Source organism: Enterobacter sp. JUb54 (assembly GCF_014298075.1).
In the GTDB taxonomy this organism is placed as follows: domain Bacteria; phylum Pseudomonadota; class Gammaproteobacteria; order Enterobacterales; family Enterobacteriaceae; genus Klebsiella; species Klebsiella lignicola.
In genome coordinates this window covers 1244996-1261237 of sequence record NZ_CP060418.1, presented here as the reverse complement: position 1 = coordinate 1261237, position 16242 = coordinate 1244996, and the positions used below count along the sequence as shown (strand labels likewise).

19 protein-coding genes are annotated in these 16242 nt (G+C 57.7%); 8 read left to right on the top strand and 11 right to left on the bottom strand.

Features of this window, described 5'->3' with window-relative positions; genetic code table 11:
• Window positions 1-80: 80 nt before the first annotated feature.
• From HF679_RS05790 to sad, 4 genes are all read right to left on the bottom strand, one after another.
• On the bottom strand, window positions 81-1502 hold the full coding sequence (locus tag HF679_RS05790; RefSeq protein WP_154143869.1) for a GGDEF domain-containing protein: 1422 nt from the start codon (window positions 1500-1502) through the stop codon (window positions 81-83).
• Window positions 1503-1617: 115 nt separating this feature from the next.
• On the bottom strand, window positions 1618-1983 hold the full coding sequence (locus HF679_RS05785) for a DUF4186 domain-containing protein (protein WP_123754399.1): 366 nt from the start codon (window positions 1981-1983) through the stop codon (window positions 1618-1620).
• Window positions 1983-2909, bottom strand: coding sequence for a glutaminase B (gene glsB, locus HF679_RS05780; protein WP_123754400.1), 927 nt, complete (start codon window positions 2907-2909; stop codon window positions 1983-1985). Before glsB ends, HF679_RS05785 begins: the two co-directional genes overlap by 1 nt.
• 78 nt (window positions 2910-2987) lie before the next feature.
• Window positions 2988-4373 (bottom strand): succinate-semialdehyde dehydrogenase, encoded by a 1386-nt coding sequence (sad, locus tag HF679_RS05775; RefSeq protein ID WP_154143870.1) that lies wholly within the window; start codon window positions 4371-4373, stop codon window positions 2988-2990.
• Window positions 4374-4478: 105 nt separating this feature from the next.
• Here sad and ptrR point away from each other — a divergent pair, with 105 nt between their 5' ends.
• Window positions 4479-5357, top strand: coding sequence for a putrescine utilization regulator PtrR (ptrR, locus tag HF679_RS05770; RefSeq protein ID WP_123754402.1), 879 nt, complete (start codon window positions 4479-4481; stop codon window positions 5355-5357).
• Here ptrR and HF679_RS05765 read toward each other — a convergent pair.
• Window positions 5311-5793, bottom strand: coding sequence for a GNAT family N-acetyltransferase (locus HF679_RS05765; protein WP_123754403.1), 483 nt, complete (start codon window positions 5791-5793; stop codon window positions 5311-5313). The two genes, ptrR and HF679_RS05765, sit on opposite strands and share 47 nt — an antisense overlap.
• Before the next feature lie 143 nt (window positions 5794-5936).
• Between HF679_RS05765 and HF679_RS05760 the strand changes: the two genes are divergently transcribed.
• The gene (locus tag HF679_RS05760; RefSeq protein ID WP_187042698.1) at window positions 5937-6884 is read left to right on the top strand and encodes an L-lactate dehydrogenase; all 948 of its coding nucleotides are present in this window, start codon (window positions 5937-5939) and stop codon (window positions 6882-6884) included.
• Between the two features lie 63 nt (window positions 6885-6947).
• Here the strand turns inward: HF679_RS05760 and HF679_RS05755 are convergent, their stop codons facing one another.
• Both HF679_RS05755 and HF679_RS05750 read right to left on the bottom strand, forming a co-directional pair.
• Window positions 6948-7742: a PhzF family phenazine biosynthesis protein gene (locus HF679_RS05755; RefSeq protein WP_123754405.1), complete on the bottom strand. Its 795-nt coding sequence runs from the start codon at window positions 7740-7742 to the stop codon at window positions 6948-6950.
• A gap of 9 nt (window positions 7743-7751) precedes the next feature.
• Entirely contained in the window at window positions 7752-8546 is a 795-nt protein-coding gene (locus HF679_RS05750; RefSeq protein ID WP_123754406.1) for a PhzF family phenazine biosynthesis protein, read from the bottom strand.
• Window positions 8547-8748: 202 nt separating this feature from the next.
• Here HF679_RS05750 and HF679_RS05745 point away from each other — a divergent pair, with 202 nt between their 5' ends.
• Window positions 8749-9945 carry a sugar transporter gene (locus HF679_RS05745; protein WP_187042697.1) on the top strand — a complete coding sequence of 399 codons (1197 nt, stop codon included), beginning with the start codon at window positions 8749-8751 and terminating at the stop codon, window positions 9943-9945.
• Window positions 9946-10033: 88 nt separating this feature from the next.
• Here the strand turns inward: HF679_RS05745 and HF679_RS05740 are convergent, their stop codons facing one another.
• The gene (locus HF679_RS05740; protein WP_123754408.1) at window positions 10034-10702 is read right to left on the bottom strand and encodes a MarC family NAAT transporter; all 669 of its coding nucleotides are present in this window, start codon (window positions 10700-10702) and stop codon (window positions 10034-10036) included.
• 234 nt (window positions 10703-10936) lie between these two features.
• On the opposite strand from HF679_RS05740, the gene marR reads away from it, so the two are divergent.
• Genes marR through marB form a run of 3 tightly spaced genes read left to right on the top strand, consistent with a single transcriptional unit; the run spans window position 10937 to window position 12006 of the window.
• Entirely contained in the window at window positions 10937-11371 is a 435-nt protein-coding gene (marR, locus tag HF679_RS05735) for a multiple antibiotic resistance transcriptional regulator MarR (RefSeq protein WP_123754409.1), read from the top strand.
• Window positions 11372-11388: 17 nt separating this feature from the next.
• The gene (marA, locus tag HF679_RS05730; RefSeq protein WP_123755483.1) at window positions 11389-11769 is read left to right on the top strand and encodes an MDR efflux pump AcrAB transcriptional activator MarA; all 381 of its coding nucleotides are present in this window, start codon (window positions 11389-11391) and stop codon (window positions 11767-11769) included.
• Between the two features lie 30 nt (window positions 11770-11799).
• Window positions 11800-12006 (top strand): multiple antibiotic resistance protein MarB, encoded by a 207-nt coding sequence (gene marB, locus HF679_RS05725; RefSeq protein ID WP_123754410.1) that lies wholly within the window; start codon window positions 11800-11802, stop codon window positions 12004-12006.
• Window positions 12007-12070: 64 nt separating this feature from the next.
• Here the strand turns inward: marB and HF679_RS05720 are convergent, their stop codons facing one another.
• Together HF679_RS05720 and eamA are read right to left on the bottom strand one after the other, a co-directional pair.
• The gene (locus HF679_RS05720) at window positions 12071-12547 is read right to left on the bottom strand and encodes a GNAT family N-acetyltransferase (protein WP_123754411.1); all 477 of its coding nucleotides are present in this window, start codon (window positions 12545-12547) and stop codon (window positions 12071-12073) included.
• Between the two features lie 73 nt (window positions 12548-12620).
• On the bottom strand, window positions 12621-13520 hold the full coding sequence (eamA, locus tag HF679_RS05715; RefSeq protein WP_123754412.1) for an O-acetylserine/cysteine exporter: 900 nt from the start codon (window positions 13518-13520) through the stop codon (window positions 12621-12623).
• Between the two features lie 192 nt (window positions 13521-13712).
• Between eamA and ydeE the strand changes: the two genes are divergently transcribed.
• Entirely contained in the window at window positions 13713-14912 is a 1200-nt protein-coding gene (gene ydeE, locus HF679_RS05710) for an efflux MFS transporter YdeE (protein ID WP_174509283.1), read from the top strand.
• Window positions 14913-15028: 116 nt separating this feature from the next.
• Entirely contained in the window at window positions 15029-15499 is a 471-nt protein-coding gene (locus HF679_RS05705) for a helix-turn-helix domain-containing protein (RefSeq protein ID WP_187042696.1), read from the top strand.
• Window positions 15500-15540: 41 nt separating this feature from the next.
• On the opposite strand, the gene urtE is transcribed toward HF679_RS05705, so the two are convergent.
• Window positions 15541-16239 carry an urea ABC transporter ATP-binding subunit UrtE gene (urtE, locus tag HF679_RS05700; RefSeq protein ID WP_123754415.1) on the bottom strand — a complete coding sequence of 233 codons (699 nt, stop codon included), beginning with the start codon at window positions 16237-16239 and terminating at the stop codon, window positions 15541-15543.
• Window positions 16240-16242: the final 3 nt, after the last annotated feature.

Below are 16242 nucleotides of genomic sequence, written 5' to 3'. Positions count from 1 at the left end.
GGTCGCTCCCTGAAATTAACCACATCACTATGATTTTAACTAATATTTAACACAAGCGGCTTTATCATCGTATTTTCTTATTACCCATTCTCCGCCAGAGTCGGCGTGAAAATACGATTGCGCCCTGCTTTTTTGGCGCTAATAAGATAATCGTCGGCCACCATCAGCAGCTGATTAAAGAGTTCGGTGATCCGCCCGGAACCAATCGGACGACACTCAAGCCCCATGCTGATGGTCAGCTTGATCTGCTGTTGCCCCCAGACAAAGGTTTGCGCCTCGACGCCCTGGCGAATTTTCTCCGCCAGCTGCTGCCCGGCCTGCGCCGTCGCGCCCAGGCTGGCCACTGCAAACTCTTCCCCGCCGATACGCGCCACCATTCCCTGCTCGCCGGCCAGCTCCCGCACCCGCTGGGCCAGCTGCGCCAGCACGCAATCGCCGCACTCATGGCCCCACTGGTCATTGACCCGCTTGAAGCCATCGATGTCGAGCACCATCACCGTCAATACCTGCGCTTCGGACAGCGGCTGACGCTTCAGCGACTCGCTTAATCCCGAACGCGAATACACCCGGGTCTGGAAATCAAAATCGGCCCGCAGCGCCAGCTGTTTGACCAGGTTGTTAATCGCCTCCACGCTGGACGCCACAATCACCGGGCTAATCAACATCGCCGCAATCCCGAGACGGGTTGAAAACAGCTGCCACGGCTGCAGGTGGGTATCAGGAGAGAGATGAATCAGAGCGTTAGCCACCAGCAGGATCTCCCCGATGCCGGTCAGAAAAGTCAGCAGGCAGGTCAGCGGCAGCGGATAGCGAATAGCACACCAGATCAGCGCCGGCAGCGGGAAGGTGATGCTACCGGCGCCCCCCACGGCGACGCCCAGAATAACCGACAACACCAGCACGATAACCGGCAACAGCTGACTCCAGCGGAAACCGCTCAGTCCGGAGGGGATCGACACCGTCAGGATAAACGGCAGGATCAGCACCGCGGTAGAGAACTGTTCGCTAAACCAGTCCACCAGTAGTGAAATAAAGGTTTCTCGTTCCACATCCACAGAGCCCAGCGCCCCGACGGCCGCGCTGAGCAACGCCGCCAGCAGACAATAGCAGAACAGATTGAGGACATTTATCGGCCCGGGCATCGAGTCGGTGCGGCGTTTATCCCACAGCACCAGCTGCGCCAGGGTGACAATAAAGACAATATTCGAGAAGTTAATCAGCAGCGAGGCATAGCCCATTCCCCAACGCGAGGTTAAGCCATCGTAAACCAGCATCGCCCCAAAGCAGACGGCATAAAAGTAGCTACGATTTAGCCAGACATAACGCGCGAAGATCCCTGCCAGCACAGCATTCAGCGGCCAGAAAAAAGAGAGTTCCTGTACCAGACGCAGCATCGCGCCGAGAAAATGGAGCAATAAAGTGATTGTGAATAACACCAGTGCATCACGCACGGGCTGTTCCTCACGAAACGCAGTGAATGACCGAATCGACAGTGAAGACATTCAGTAATTATCCGTCTAATTGTTTCAGGCAATTATTATGTTAATAATTAGTTAGCGGATTATCATAGCATGAGAATATTTCTCAGGCATATACATGCCTGAGAAATGAACATAACTAACGTTGCGGGGAATTCATCTGTATCACTAACCAGTGATGGATAACCTGCACCACATAGCGCTGCTCGTCGGCGCTGAGCTCGCGCCCGGCAGGAATGGCGTGCCATTTTGCCAGACAGCCGCGACAGCAGGTGGCGGTGGCATGCTGAGCAATAAACACCGGATGGCCGCGCATCGGGGTCTGTTTGCCATCATTGGCAATATCAGCCGGGGCCAGGCGGCGAGCGATAAAGTCCGCCGCATGCTGATCGATTACCTCCGCCCCTTTATCCAGGCAATATTGCCGCTCTTTGATGCCCAGCCGAAAGCGCGAGCGAAAAGCGGAGCCCTGCAGACGAGTAAAAAGCATATCGATTGAGCGCATCAGAATACCGACCGCCCCAGCTGGTGAGTGAGTTTCTCCAGCACCGCCGTGCCCGCCAACGAGTTACCGGCCTCATCAAGCTCCGGGCTCCACACCGCTATCGCCATCTCCTGCGGCACGATCGCCACAATCCCCCCGCCGACGCCTGATTTTGCCGGCAGGCCGACGCGCCAGGCAAACTCACCGGCGTTCTGGTACATGCCGCTGGTCATCATCAATGCGTTCACCTGCCGCGACTGGATCGGGGCGATCACCGGCGCATCGAGATGTGGCGCGACACCGCGATCCGCGAGAAACAGAAAGGTTCGCGCCAGCTCGACGCAGCTCATTTCCAGCGAGCAGTAATGAAAATAGTTGTGCAGCACCGTGGCGACATCGTTATGGAAATTACCAAACGATTTCATCAGCCAAGCAATCGCAGCATTGCGCGCCGAGTGGTCAAACTCTGAACGTGCGACCACCGGATCGTAGGCAATATCGCTGACGCCGCTCAGACGACGCACAATCTCCAGCATTCTCTGGCGCGGCGCACTCAGTCGGCTTTGCAGCATATCGCAGACCACCAGCGCCCCGGCATTAATAAAGGGATTGCGCGGTTTGCCCTGCTCAATTTCCAGCTGTAACAGCGAGTTGAAAGGTTGCCCGGATGGATCTTTCCCCACCCGCTGCCAGATTTCGTCTTCCGGATAGTGGTTCATCGCCACCACCAGGCTCAGCACTTTGGAGATAGATTGAATGGAAAAACGCTCGTGGGCATCGCCGGCAGAATAGTGCTGACCGTCTACCGTACAAATTGCTACCCCGAGTTTATTACCGCTTACGCTGGCCAGCGCCGGAATGTAATCCGCCACCTTGCCGCGCCCAATCAGCGGCCTGATTTCTGCCAGAATGGTCTCCAGCATTGCATTATTGATGACCGTCGCCACACCCGGCTCCTTGCCCGCCGTCAAATTCGGGCTGGGAGTATAGCAGAGTGCGGCGACGGTCGTCAGGCGTGACGTCGGTTAGCGACGGTCTTTCCATACGGTTTGCACATTACAGAACTCATGCAGGCCGAAATGGGACAGTTCGCGACCAAAGCCACTCTTTTTCACGCCGCCAAACGCGACGCGGGCATCGCTGGCGCTGTAACCATTAATAAAGACGCCTCCGCACTCCAGCTCGCGGGAAAAACGCTGCGCTTCATCGACGCTGGTGGTATAGACGGTGGCCGACAGGCCAAAGTCGCTATCGTTGGCCAGGGCCAGCGCGTGATCGGCATCGCGCGCCACGCTGATGGTGGCCACCGGGCCAAACAGCTCCTGGCGGAATCCGGTCATTTCCGGTGTGACGTTACCCAGCACCGTTGGCGCATAGTAGTTGCCCGCCCCGGCCATTTTCTCTGCGCCCAGCAGCAAGGTCGCCCCTTCCGCCAGGGTCGCGGTCACCTGCTGATGCAGTTCATCACGCAGATCGAAGCGCGCCATTGGCCCGATGTAGTTGGCTTCATCACGCGGGTCACCCATCTTCAGGGCGTCGACGGCGGCGACAAAACGGCTGGTAAAGGCCTCGGCAATGCCGGCTTCAACGATAAAACGCTTCGAAGCGGCACACACCTGACCGCTATTTTGATAGCGACCAATCACCGCCGCTTTAACCGCTTCATCAAGGTCAGCATCATTGAGGACGATAAACGGATCGGAACCGCCCAGTTCAAGGACGCATTTCTTCAGAGCAGCACCGGCCTGTGCGCCGATAGCCTTGCCGGCACGCATGCTCCCGGTCAAGGTCACCGCGGCAATACGTGAGTCGTTAATCGCCTGCGACACGCCGTCGTTGGTGGCATTTACCCAACCGAAGACGCCATCCGGCAGTCCTGCTGCGTCAAAGATCTCGCCAATCAGCGCCGCGCTGCCCATCACATTCGGCGCGTGTTTCAGCAGGTAGCTGTTGCCCGCCAGCAGGATCGGTACCGCCCCGCGCAATACCTGCCACAGCGGGAAGTTCCACGGCATAATCGCGAGGATCGCCCCCAGAGGACGGTATTCAATCACCGCGTTGTTGTTTTCCACCGCGGTGGCTTCGGTCGCCAGCATCGCCGGACCATGCTCTGCGTACCAGTCGCAGAGGTTGGCGGATTTGGTCACTTCGCCACGGGCCTGGGCGATCGGTTTGCCCATTTCAAGGCTGATCATCTGCGCCATCTCTTCGGCGCGGGCGCGCAGCGCGCTGCCGACACGACGGAGTGCATCGGCACGCTCGGCGACACTGACGGTGCGCCACTGACGATAGCCCTGCTCAGCCAGCGCAATCGCCGAATCCACTTGTTGTTCAGTCGCCCAGGGAAGAGACGACACCATTTCTCCCGTGGTCGGGTTGATGGAAACCGCGTGCGTTGTCGATAAAGTCATCGTATTGCTCTCTCTGTTGATTGCGAATTGACCTCATTCTGGCGTACCCTTCCTTTCATTGAAAATGAATAATATTAAGTAACCCATTCACAAAAGAAGAACACTATGGACCTGACCCAGCTTGAGATGTTTAACGCCGTCGCCAGCACCGGCAGCATTACCCAGGCCGCGCAGAAGGTGCACCGGGTTCCCTCTAACCTGACGACCCGCATTCGTCAGCTGGAGGCTGACCTTGGCGTTGAGTTGTTTATTCGTGAGAACCAGCGCCTGCGCCTGTCGCCCGCCGGGCATAGCTTTTTACGCTATAGCCAGCAGATCCTCGCGCTGGTTGATGAAGCGCGGATGGTGGTCGCCGGAGATGAGCCTCAGGGCCTGTTTTCGCTCGGCTCGCTGGAGAGCACCGCGGCGGTGCGCATTCCATCGACGCTGGCGCTGTATAACCAGCGCTATCCGAAAATCCATCTGGCGCTCTCGACCGGCCCGTCAGGTACCATGATTGACGGCGTGCTGGAGGGCACCTTAAGTGCGGCATTCGTTGACGGGCCGCTGGTGCATCCCGGTCTTGAGGGCTTACCGGTGTTCCCGGAAGAGATGATGATTGTCGCGCCGGTTGGCCATGCGCCGGTCACAAGGGCCAGCGAAGTTAACGGCAGCGAGGTGTACGCCTTTCGCGCCAACTGCTCCTACCGCCGCCATTTCGAAAGCTGGTTCCATGCCGACCGCGCCACGCCGGGACGGATCCACGAAATGGAGTCCTATCACGGCATGCTGGCCTGCGTGATTGCCGGGGCCGGGCTGGCGCTGATCCCGCGCAGCATGCTCGAAAGCATGCCGGGGCACCAGCAGGTTTCCGCCTGGCCGCTGGCCGAAGAGTGGCGCTGGTTAACCACCTGGCTGGTGTGGCGCCGCGGCGCCAAAAACCGCCAGCTGGAGGCGTTTATAGCGCTGCTGAACGAAGATCGGCAACGAGCAGTTTCTCCATAAACAGGCTCAGCGGGTCGGGCTTATAGGGCGCAAAGGCGCAGCGGGTTTGATACCCGCTGCGGGTATACAGTTTGACCGCCGCGTGCTGATGGATCCCGGTCTCCAGACGCACGGTATGGCAGTCCCGGCGCAGAGCTTCGCTTTCCAGCGCCTCCAGCAGCCTCTCCCCCAGCATCTGTCCGCGATGGGTCGGGTCGATATAGACCCGCTTCATTTCACCAAAGCCCTGCTTATCCAGCACAATCGCCCCGCAGCCGACCGCCTGCTGTTGCGCGTCGCGGATTAGCAGCACGATCACTGACTCCGGTGCCAGCTGGGTCAAATCGACCAGATGGTTGCTTTCAGCTGGATAAAGAGACTCTTGGTAGGCATCCAGTTGGGCGATCAGGGCCGTCAGGTCGGGGTGGGCAAGCGTAGTGGGGGCGATGGTATACATAGGTAAGCTCCTTTTTTGACCACTGTAGCGCAGCGCGTACACCTGGCCCTCATAGCGTTAACTTATACCTCCGCCCTGCGCTTGCGCTAAGCCATTGAGCGGCGGTAATTTTATAAGATGACCTCTGATAGCGGGACAGGACCATGAATACCAAAGCACGTAAGGTGATGATTATTGGCGCCGGCAACGTCGGCACGTCGGCCGCCTACGCCTTGTTAAATCAAAATATCTGTGAGGAATTGATCCTCGTGGATTTGAATACCGCCCGGGCGCAGGCCCACGTTCAGGATCTCAGCGATGCCGCGGCCTATATGCCGGGGATGATGACCATTTCAGCGCGTGACGTCAGCGACTGCGCCGACGTCGATATTGCGGTGATCACCGTCTCCGGCGGTGCCCTGAAGCAGGGCCAGACGCGGCTTGATGAACTCACCGCGACGGCCGGCATCGTCAACAGCATCGTGCCGCAGATGATGGCCAACGGCTTCAACGGTATTTTCCTCGTCGCCACCAACCCCTGCGACATTATTACCTGGCAGGTATGGCAACTCTCCGGACTGCCGCGCAGCCAGGTGATCGGTACCGGCGTCTGGCTGGATACCACCCGCTTGCGCCGGGTGCTCGCCCAGGCTCTTGATATCGGCGCCCAGAGCATTGACGCCTTTATTCTCGGCGAACACGGCGATACGCAGTTTCCGGTGTGGTCGCACTCGTCGGTCTATGGCTCGCCGATTGCCGATGTGTACCGCAAACATACCGGGCAGGAGCTGGACCGCCAGCAGATTGCCGAGAAGGTACGCACCCTGGGGTTTGAGATTTACGCCGGGAAAGGATGTACGGAGTACGGCGTCGCCGGCACCATCGCCGAGATCTGCCGCAATATCTTTACCGGCAGCCATCGCGCACTGGCGATTTCATGCATTCTTGATGGTGAATATGGCGAGAAAAACGTGGCGGTTGGTGTGCCGGCGGTGCTGGCGCAGAGCGGTGTTCAGCAGATTATCGAGCTGCAGTTAGCCGCGGACGAGCGCGAGAAATTCGCCCAATCGGTCGCGGTGATTAAAGCCAATATCGCCCGCCTTCCCGCCTGACAGTGCGCAATGACCCGCCCGCAGAATGCGGGCGTGGTCAACGATCTCAATTCGTCTGACGCCTCAGGCGTCGCGCAGCAGAATTTTCCCCTGCAGCCAGGTCACCGCCTGCCCGGACATCAGCACCCGATCGCCCTTCAGCTCACAGCGCATATCGCCGCCGCGGGCTGACACCTGACGCGCCAGCAGGCTGTTTTTCCCCAGCTTCGCGCTCCAGAACGGGATCAGCATAGTGTGGGCCGATCCGGTAACCGGATCCTCCCAGACCGCTTCTCCCGGAGAGAAAAAGCGGCTGACAAAGTCATATTCACCGTCGCCAGGGGCGGTGATCGTCACTTTATGTTCACCGGGCGTCAGCGCGGCAATTGCCGGTCTGACCGCCTCAACCTCTGCGCGAGTCGCCAGTTCGATAAGCCATGCCCGGCCGCGCCGGGCGCTGACGTAGCGGTCGATGCCCAGTCCGGCCAGCAATGCCGCAGGCGGCACGCACTCTTCGGTGGCACCGGCCGGAAAATCCAGCGTCAGCCAGTCGCCTTCCCGGCTTACCGTCAGGCGACCGGAGGCGGTTGCGAACGCCACCGATGCCTGGGGATAGTCAAGATGATGGAAAATGACGTGGGCGCTGGCGAGCGTCGCATGACCGCAAAGATTGACCTCATTGCGGGTGGTGAACCAACGCAGGCTAAACGTCTCGCCTTCCCGTACCACGAAGGCGGTTTCAGACTGGTTATGTTCCTGGGCCATCTTCAGCAGTACGTCATCCGCCAGCCACTCCTCCAGCAGGCAGACCGCCGCCGGGTTGCCGGAAAACGGGCTATCGCTGAACGCGGACACCAGATACATCGGAATCGCTTTCACGGCTTCTCCTTAGCGTAGGGTGATCGACCCGGTCATGTAGGTGGTTGCCTGGCCGCCGATCAGCACCCGATCGCCCTGCCATTGGCAGCGCAGATCGCCGCCGCGGGCCGACACCTGACGGGCAAGCATCGTCGTTTTCGCCAGCTTGTCGCCCCAGTACGGGATCAGCATGCTGTGCGCGGAGCCGGTGACCGGGTCTTCGGCGACCGATTCGCCCGGGCAGAAGAAGCGGCTGACAAAGTCATACTCATCATCGGAGGCGGCGCTGATACAGACCATTTTGCCAAGCTGCTCGAGCTGCTGCATATCCGGCCTGACAGCTTCCACCTGCTGGCGGTTTTCGAGAACCACCAGATAGTCGCGCCCTTCGCGCACCTCAATCGCCTTACTCAGCCCCAGTCCGGATAACAGCGCCGGCGGCGGCGTCACCACCGGTGTGGTCTGCCATGCCGGGAAATCAAGGGTCAGCCAGTCGCCGTTGCGGGTCACCCGCAGCTCTCCGACAAAGCGGGTGCTGAACACGATGGTGGCGGAAGGATGATCGAGATATTCGAAAATAATATGTGCCGAAGCCAGCGTCGCGTGACCGCAGAGGTTGATCTCATACTGGGTGGTGAACCAGCGCAGTTCATACCCTTCATCGCTGCGCACGAAAAACGCCGTCTCGGACTGATTATGCTGCTGCGCCATTTTCAGCAGTACGTCATCCGGTAACCATTCGGTGAGTGGACACACCGCCGCCGCATTGCCGCCAAAATTGCGGTCGCTGAAGGCATCCACGAGGTAAAAATCAATTTCCTTCATCCTACAATCCTTCCTGTTTTTACATCTCATCAACATGACATAAAAGCGAATCATGCACACTATCTATATAAAAATGAATCCGTTAACGCTGGAATGTCTGCCAATGAAATAATGAGATCCAGATCACAAAGTGATTGTATTTTCACCACCGTTCGTTTTAAGATCGACGCCTCTCTTCTCTTCAGTTATCAGCTCAGAATCTATGATCACAAATACGGTTTCACGCAGGGTCGCGTGGCTTCGGGTCGTCACGCTTGCTATCGCCGCGTTCATCTTTAATACCACCGAATTCGCGCCGGTCGGTCTGCTGTCCGATATCGCCGACAGCTTTGGCATGGAGACCGCGCAGGTGGGCATGATGCTGACCATCTACGCGTGGGTGGTGGCGTTGATGTCGCTGCCGTTTATGCTGCTGACCAGCCAGATGGAGCGCCGTCGCCTGCTGATCGGCCTGTTTATTCTGTTTATTGCCAGCCACGTGCTGTCGTTTTTTGCCTGGAACTTTAACGTGCTGGTGATTAGCCGCATCGGCATCGCCTTCGCTCATGCGGTGTTCTGGTCGATCACCTCAGCGTTGGCTATTCGCCTGGCCCCGCCGGGGAAACGCGCGCAGGCCCTGAGCCTGATCGCCACCGGCACCGCGCTGGCGATGGTCTTTGGTATTCCGATTGGCCGTATCGTCGGGCAGTATTTCGGCTGGCGAACCACCTTCCTGGTCATTGGTATGGGGGCGCTGGTCACCTTAGTGTGTCTGTTCAAGCTGCTGCCAAAACTGCCGAGCGAGCATTCCGGTTCACTGAAAAGTCTGCCGCTGCTGTTCCGCCGTCCGGCGCTGCTGAGCATCTATCTGCTGACCGCGATTGTGGTCACCGCGCACTACACCGCCTACAGCTACATCGAACCCTTTGTTCAGACCGTCGCCGGGCTGAGCGGTAATTTTGCCACCGTCCTGCTGCTGACCCTGGGTGGCGCGGGGATCATCGGCAGCATTCTGTTTGGCAAACTGGGTAACCAGCACGCGTCTGGCCTGATCAACATCGCCATTGGACTGCTGCTGGCCAGTCTGTTGCTGCTGCTGCCGGCTTCGCAGAATGCGAACTACCTGATGATATTGAGCGTCTTCTGGGGCATCGCCATTATGATTATCGGCCTCGGGATGCAGGTGAAAGTGCTGGCGCTGGCGCCCGATGCCACTGACGTGGCAATGTCGCTGTTCTCGGGGATCTTTAATATCGGTATCGGCGCCGGTGCGCTGGTAGGTAGCCAGGTCAGTACCCATCTGTCGATGGCCTCTATCGGCTACGTGGGCGCCATTCCGGCGCTGGTGGCGCTGGTGTGGGCGGTGATGATCTTCCGCCGCTGGCCGGTGTCGCTGGAAGAGCGGCCGCATCACTCCTGATCGCTGATTGCAGCAAGTACAGGTAAACAAAAGCCCGCCCGGTTTATTCCCCGCGCGGGCTTTTTTACGATCTAACGAACAGACTGCATCAGGCGTGATAGGTGGTGATAATCTCCAGCACGCCGTTGATGATAAACTGCACGCCCATACAGACCAGCAGGAAGCCCATCAGGCGGGAAATCGCTTCGATGCCGCCCTTGCCCACCAGGCGCATAATCGCCCCGGAGCTGCGCAGACAACCCCACAGAATAATCCCCACCAGGCCGAAGATGATCGGCGGCGCCACCAGCACCACCCAGTCGGGAAAATCGACGCCGTGTTTCACCGTTGAGGCGGTACTGATCAGCATCGCGATCGTCCCCGGTCCGGCGGTGCTGGGCATCGCCAGCGGCACAAAGGCGATATTGGCGGTAGGCTCATCCTTCAGCTCTTCCGACTTCATCTTGGCTTCCATGGAGTCATGCGATTTCTGCTGCGGGAAGAGCATGCGGAAACCGATAAAAGCGACAATCAGGCCGCCCGCAATACGCAGGCCGGGAATGGAGATCCCGAAGGTGCTCATCACCACCTGACCGGCGTACCAGGCAACCATCAGAATAACGAACACGTACACCGACGCCATCAGCGACTGTTTGTTACGTTCTTCATTATTCATGTTGCCTGCGAGACCGAGGAACAGCGCCACGGTCGTCAGTGGATTTGCCAGCGGTAAAATGACTACTAGCCCCAGGCCAATCGCTTTAAAAAGTTCAATCATATTAATTAAAGCCCCGTTAATTTTTCATTCATCACCGTTTTGCTGGGGCAGTATAACTTTTGTCAGCGTTATCATACCAGCGCCGAAATCCCGCCAGCACCCGCTTCTCTGGTACCACCTGCTTGCTGCGTGGCTCACTTTAGCAAATCGTGTCATCAGCAATCGGTCAGGTTGACTTATGATTGCCTGGGCAATAATATCCACAGCAACTAACTAATTGCCTGGGCAACCATTGTGAAAAACACCAGTGATCTGTTTAACGAAATGATCCCTCTTGGTCGCTTGATTCAAATGGTTAACCAGAAAAAAGATCGCCTGCTCAACGAGTATCTCTCCCCGATGGATATCACTTCCACCCAGTTCCGGGTGCTCTGTTCCATTCGTTGCGAGGTATGCATTACCCCCGTTGAGTTGAAAACCGTGCTTTCGGTCGATCCTGGCGCAATGACGCGCATGCTCGATCGCCTGGTCTGCAAAGGCTGGATTGAACGGTTACCCAACCCTACTGACAAACGCGGTGTGCTGGTGCAATTGACATCAGACGGTGCGGCGCTATGTGAGCAGTGTCATCAGGTTGTGGGTCAGAAGTTGCACCAGGAATTAACAAAAAATCTGTCGGCGGACGAAATCGTCACCCTTGAGCATCTACTCAAGAAAGTCCTGCCGTAATAAGAAGAGGTAAGATGATGTCCAGACGCAATAATGACGCCATCACTATCCATAGTATTTTGTCGTGGATCGAAGATAACCTGGAATCGCCCCTGTCGCTGGAAAAAGTGTCCGAGCGTTCTGGTTACTCCAAATGGCACCTGCAAAGAATGTTTAAGAAAGAGACCGGTCACTCCTTAGGCCAGTACATCCGCAGCCGCAAGCTGACGGAAATCGCGCAAAAACTCAAGCAGAGCAACGAGCCGATTCTGTACCTGGCAGAGCGCTACGGTTTCGAATCGCAACAGACGCTGACGAGAACCTTTAAAAACTATTTCGACGTTCCGCCGCATAAATATCGCATGACCAATATACCGGGTGATTCCCGCTATCTGATGCCACTGAACAACTGCTGTTAACCGCCTGCAAAAAGACGTATTGAGGAAATCATGAAACTATTCGCTTCCGCTGCTTTTGTCCTGCTCGCGCTGGTCTCCAGCCAGAGCTTCGCGGAGCAAACCACCACGCCGGTACGCCACAATCAGCACGACGCCATGATTATGCCATCCGAGCACAACGACTCGCCGTTTGATTTCAATCATATGGCCGCCGGTAGCGATAAATCGGATGAGTTAGGCGTACCCTATTATAACTAATTGCACTACCCGAGCATTTTGCCCCGTTTACGGGGCTTTTTTTTGCCTGCCGGAAAGCCGCGGTTTACCCTTGCAGACGTTTGCTCATATTAATACCGGTGACATGAAAACCGGTAGCCTCATAGACGTGCCGGGCGCGCGCATTGTCGCCCGCGACGCGAAGCCCGATCTGCTCAAACCCCTGCTCCCGCATTGCATCTTCAAACACCTGCATGGCCTGCTTACCCAGCCCCATTCCCTGACAAGCGTTTAAGATATGAAAATCATAGATGAAGACCCGACGCTGGTCGGCATCGGGTTTGTACCACAGGTAGCCGACCAGCCTGTCGTTATTATCTTGTCGGGTCATTAAACACAGCAGGATCTGACCGGGCGTATTAACGCCCTCAGGAAGGTCGCGCTCGATCTCCTGCTTTGCCCTGGCCAGTGATGCCTCAGCAGAAAGCCGGTAGTTTGCCGCAATTTCTCGCGCGTAATCGGCAATAAAATAATCCAGATAGCCCGGATATTCATCCTCGCGCATGGGGCGCAGCGTAATCATTGAAATTCCTTTTAGCGTGTTTTCTTTATAAAGATCCGCGCTTGCCCGGTGAAATCAGCGCAAGCACCTGGGCTTATCTCGGCACCGCGCCAGCCCGACGCACCCGCAGACCGAACACGTTGATATACAGGCCGCCCATGATCAACACCGCCCCCAGCATCTGCAATCCGTTCAGGGTTTCGCCGAGCAGCAGCGCGGCGCTGGCCATTCCCACCACCGGTACCAGCAGCGACAGCGGCGCCACCCGCCAGGTTTCATAGCGCCCGAGCAGCGAGCCCCAGATACCGTAACCGACGATGGTGGCAACAAACGCCAGATACAGCAGCGAGAACACCGTCAACATATCGATATGGCGCAGGCTGTCGGCCATCACCTGCGGGCCATCAATAAACCATGACGCCAGCATAAACGGCAGGACAGGAATCAAGGCGCTCCACACCACCAGCGACATAATCTGCGGCTTCTCGGCATGGGACATGATCTTCTTATTAAAGATATTGCCCGTGGCCCAGCTCAGCGCGGCGGCCAGGGTCAGCATAAAGCCAATCGCCGGCACATGCTGGCCGCCGAGGCTCGCCTCAACCAGCACCAGCACGCCGAAGATGGCCAGCGCAATCCCCGCCATCTGCTTGCCCTGTAGCCGTTCGCCAAAGGCAAAGACGCCGAGAATAATAGTGAAGAACGCCTGCGCCTGCAGCACCAGCGATGCCAGCCCGGCGGGCATGCCTAAAGAGATGGCGCAGAATAAAAAGGCGAACTGGCCGAAGCTGATGGTCAGCCCATAGCCCAGCAGCAAGCGCAGCGGAATCTTCGGCCGGGCGACAAACAACAGCGCCGGAAAGGCCACCAGTAAAAACCGCAGCCCGGCCAGCATCAGTGGCGGCATATTATGAAGACCGAGCTTAATCACGACAAAATTAAGCCCCCATACCACGACCACCAGCAGCGCCAGCAGCCCGTCTTTACGTGTCATACCCTGCCTCTGTTGTTATGTAAATTTTTGTGAACTAAATCAAAGTACCGAAAAACTGCCCCGGCGGATAGATCATTATTTTTGGCAGGGTCGAAAAGCATCTCCGGACACCTGGCAAGGCTATACAAGCTATTAAGAGCATGATATTTCTGAAGGGTACAACATAAAAATAACATTTCATCAGGCAAAAAAATGATACCGACCATCAGGCGCTCGACCATTGCATTGCTGGCGTCCTCGCTGTTGCTGACTATCGGTCGCGGCGCCACGCTCCCCTTTATGACCATCTTCCTCACCCGTCAGTACCATCTGGCGGTGGATCACATTGGCTATGCGCTGTCCATCGCCCTGACGATCGGCGTGGTGTTCAGCATGGGGTTCGGCATCCTGGCGGATAAGTTTGATAAAAAACGCTATATGCTGATTGCGATACTGGCCTTTATCGGCGGCTTTATTGCCATTCCGCTGGTCAATAGCGTGACGCTGGTGGTGTTCTTCTTCGCCCTGATCAACTGCGCCTATTCCGTCTTCGCCACCGTGCTGAAGGCCTGGTTTGCCGATATGCTGTCGCCGGAGAAAAAAGCGCGGATTTTTTCCCTCAACTATACCATTCTCAATATTGGCTGGACCGTCGGGCCGCCTATCGGCACGCTGTTGGTGATGCACAGCATCAACCTGCCATTCTGGCTGGCAGCGGCCTGCGCGTCGGTACCGCTGGTGTTTATTCAGCTTTTCGTCCAGCGCACGACGGCGGCGGTCGCCCAGGATAACGCGGTGCAGTGGTCGCCGTCGGTGCTGCTACGCGACCGGGCCCTGCTGTGGTTTACCTTTTCCGGCCTGCTGGCCTCGTTTGTTGGCGGCTCCTTCGCGTCCTGTATTTCCCAGTATGTACTGGTGGTTGCCGATAGCAGCTTTGCCGAAAAGGTAGTGGCGGTGGTGCTGCCGGTGAACGCCGCGGTGGTGGTCTCCCTGCAGTACGCCGTGGGCCGGCGACTCAGCGCCAGAAACATCCGCCCGCTGATGACCTTCGGCACGGTCTGTTTCATCCTTGGGCTGGGCGGTTTTATGATCTCTGACAGCAGCTTGCTGATGTGGGGTCTGTCTGCCGCGGTGTTTACCCTCGGCGAGATTATCTATGCCCCGGGCGAATACATGCTGATTGATAACATTGCCCCGCCGGGGATGAAAGCCAGCTACTTTTCCGCCCAGTCGCTGGGCTGGCTGGGTGCGGCCTTTAACCCGATGATGACCGGCGCTATCCTGACCCATATGCCACACTGGTCGCTGTTTGTGGTGTTGATGGTGGCGATAATCGTCGCCTGGATCATGATTTTACGCGGCATGAAAGCGCGCCCGTGGCATAGCGGCGGTTGCGCAACCGCCAGCGCCTGAGCCACGTGTCATGGGGCTGTCAGGTTACTGTCGGGTGGCTGTCGGGTGCGGATCGTGGTGCCCGACGGTGCTCTGTCGCACACTCCATCTCAGGTTTTCACCCGGAGATAGACAACATGAACAGCAGCAATCAGGTTAAACAATTACGTCTGCAACGTGCCTGGTCCCAGGAGCAGTTAGCCGAACTCACCGGCGTTAGCGTGCGGACCATCCAGCGTATCGAAAATGGCGATCGTCCGGCGCTCGAAACCCTCAGCGCCCTGGCGGCGGTGTTTGAGGTCAACGTCGCCGACATTACCGCTGATGCGCCGGCTGGCAACGAGACGTCGCTGGACCAACGTATCGAAGAGGCAAAAGCGCGCCTGCATCAGGAGAGCCGCTTTTTGCGATCGATGTCGACGGCGCTGGTGGTATGCGTACTGCTGGTGCTGCTAAACCGCTTTACTCATCCGGACTATTACTGGTCTGCGTGGGTGGCCGCGATCTGGGGTACGCTGCTGCTGGTCCGCGGATTACGCCTGTTTGTCTTCGGCGGGCTCATCCGCAACTGGCGTCAGGCTCGCCTGCAGCGACTGCTGCGTAAATAGCGGCGGTGCGGACAACCCTCGGCCCCGCCGGGCCGATGGGGTTAAATCGTCACCATGCCGCGTACCCCTTCGGCTTCCATATCCGCGCCATTGCCCTGCTGAATAATCGTGCCGCGAGACATCACCAGATAGCGATCCGCCAGCGCCGCGGCGAAATCATAAAACTGCTCCACCAGCAGGATTGCCATGTCGCCACGGTTCGCCAACTGGCGGATCACCTCTCCTATCTCTTTGATGACCGACGGCTGAATGCCCTCCGTAGGCTCATCGAGGATCAGCAACTGCGGGCGGCTGGCCAGCGCACGCCCGATAGCCAGCTGCTGCTGCTGACCGCCGGAGAGGTCGCCACCGCGCCGCTGCTTCATGGTTTTCAGTACCGGAAACAGCTGATAAATCTCCTCCGGCACCTGGCTGGCCTCCCTGGCGGGAAAGCGCGACAGCCCCATCAGCAGGTTCTCTTCCACCGTCAGACGGGGAAATATTTCGCGCCCCTGCGGCACATAGGCAATCCCGGCCTGCACCCGCTGGTGCGGCTTACGCTGGGTGATGGGCTTTTCCTGCCAGATAACGTCGCCGCTGCGGGCCGGAATCAGCCCCATCAGGCACTTCAGCAAGGTGGTTTTGCCCACGCCATTGCGCCCCAGCAAGCAGGTGATTTCGCCCTGACGGGCCTCAAAATTTACGCCGCGCAGAATATGACTGCCGCCATAGTATTGATGTAACTGGTTAACCTGTAGCATCCG

What these genes read in the sequence shown, in the direction of transcription:
- HF679_RS05790 (WP_154143869.1), bottom strand. Translation starts at nt 1,502, where the DNA reads ATGTCTTCACTGTCGATTCGGTCATTCACTGCGTTTCGTGAGGAACAG.
- HF679_RS05785 (WP_123754399.1), bottom strand. Translation starts at nt 1,983, where the DNA reads ATGCGCTCAATCGATATGCTTTTTACTCGTCTGCAGGGCTCCGCTTTT.
- sad (WP_154143870.1), bottom strand. Translation starts at nt 4,373, where the DNA reads ATGACTTTATCGACAACGCACGCGGTTTCCATCAACCCGACCACGGGA.
- ptrR (WP_123754402.1), top strand. Translation starts at nt 4,479, where the DNA reads ATGGACCTGACCCAGCTTGAGATGTTTAACGCCGTCGCCAGCACCGGC.
- HF679_RS05765 (WP_123754403.1), bottom strand. Translation starts at nt 5,793, where the DNA reads ATGTATACCATCGCCCCCACTACGCTTGCCCACCCCGACCTGACGGCC.
- HF679_RS05760 (WP_187042698.1), top strand. Translation starts at nt 5,937, where the DNA reads ATGAATACCAAAGCACGTAAGGTGATGATTATTGGCGCCGGCAACGTC.
- HF679_RS05750 (WP_123754406.1), bottom strand. Translation starts at nt 8,546, where the DNA reads ATGAAGGAAATTGATTTTTACCTCGTGGATGCCTTCAGCGACCGCAAT.
- HF679_RS05745 (WP_187042697.1), top strand. Translation starts at nt 8,749, where the DNA reads ATGATCACAAATACGGTTTCACGCAGGGTCGCGTGGCTTCGGGTCGTC.
- HF679_RS05740 (WP_123754408.1), bottom strand. Translation starts at nt 10,702, where the DNA reads ATGATTGAACTTTTTAAAGCGATTGGCCTGGGGCTAGTAGTCATTTTA.
- marA (WP_123755483.1), top strand. Translation starts at nt 11,389, where the DNA reads ATGTCCAGACGCAATAATGACGCCATCACTATCCATAGTATTTTGTCG.
- marB (WP_123754410.1), top strand. Translation starts at nt 11,800, where the DNA reads ATGAAACTATTCGCTTCCGCTGCTTTTGTCCTGCTCGCGCTGGTCTCC.
- HF679_RS05720 (WP_123754411.1), bottom strand. Translation starts at nt 12,547, where the DNA reads ATGATTACGCTGCGCCCCATGCGCGAGGATGAATATCCGGGCTATCTG.
- eamA (WP_123754412.1), bottom strand. Translation starts at nt 13,520, where the DNA reads ATGACACGTAAAGACGGGCTGCTGGCGCTGCTGGTGGTCGTGGTATGG.
- ydeE (WP_174509283.1), top strand. Translation starts at nt 13,713, where the DNA reads ATGATACCGACCATCAGGCGCTCGACCATTGCATTGCTGGCGTCCTCG.
- HF679_RS05705 (WP_187042696.1), top strand. Translation starts at nt 15,029, where the DNA reads ATGAACAGCAGCAATCAGGTTAAACAATTACGTCTGCAACGTGCCTGG.
- urtE (WP_123754415.1), bottom strand. Translation starts at nt 16,239, where the DNA reads ATGCTACAGGTTAACCAGTTACATCAATACTATGGCGGCAGTCATATT.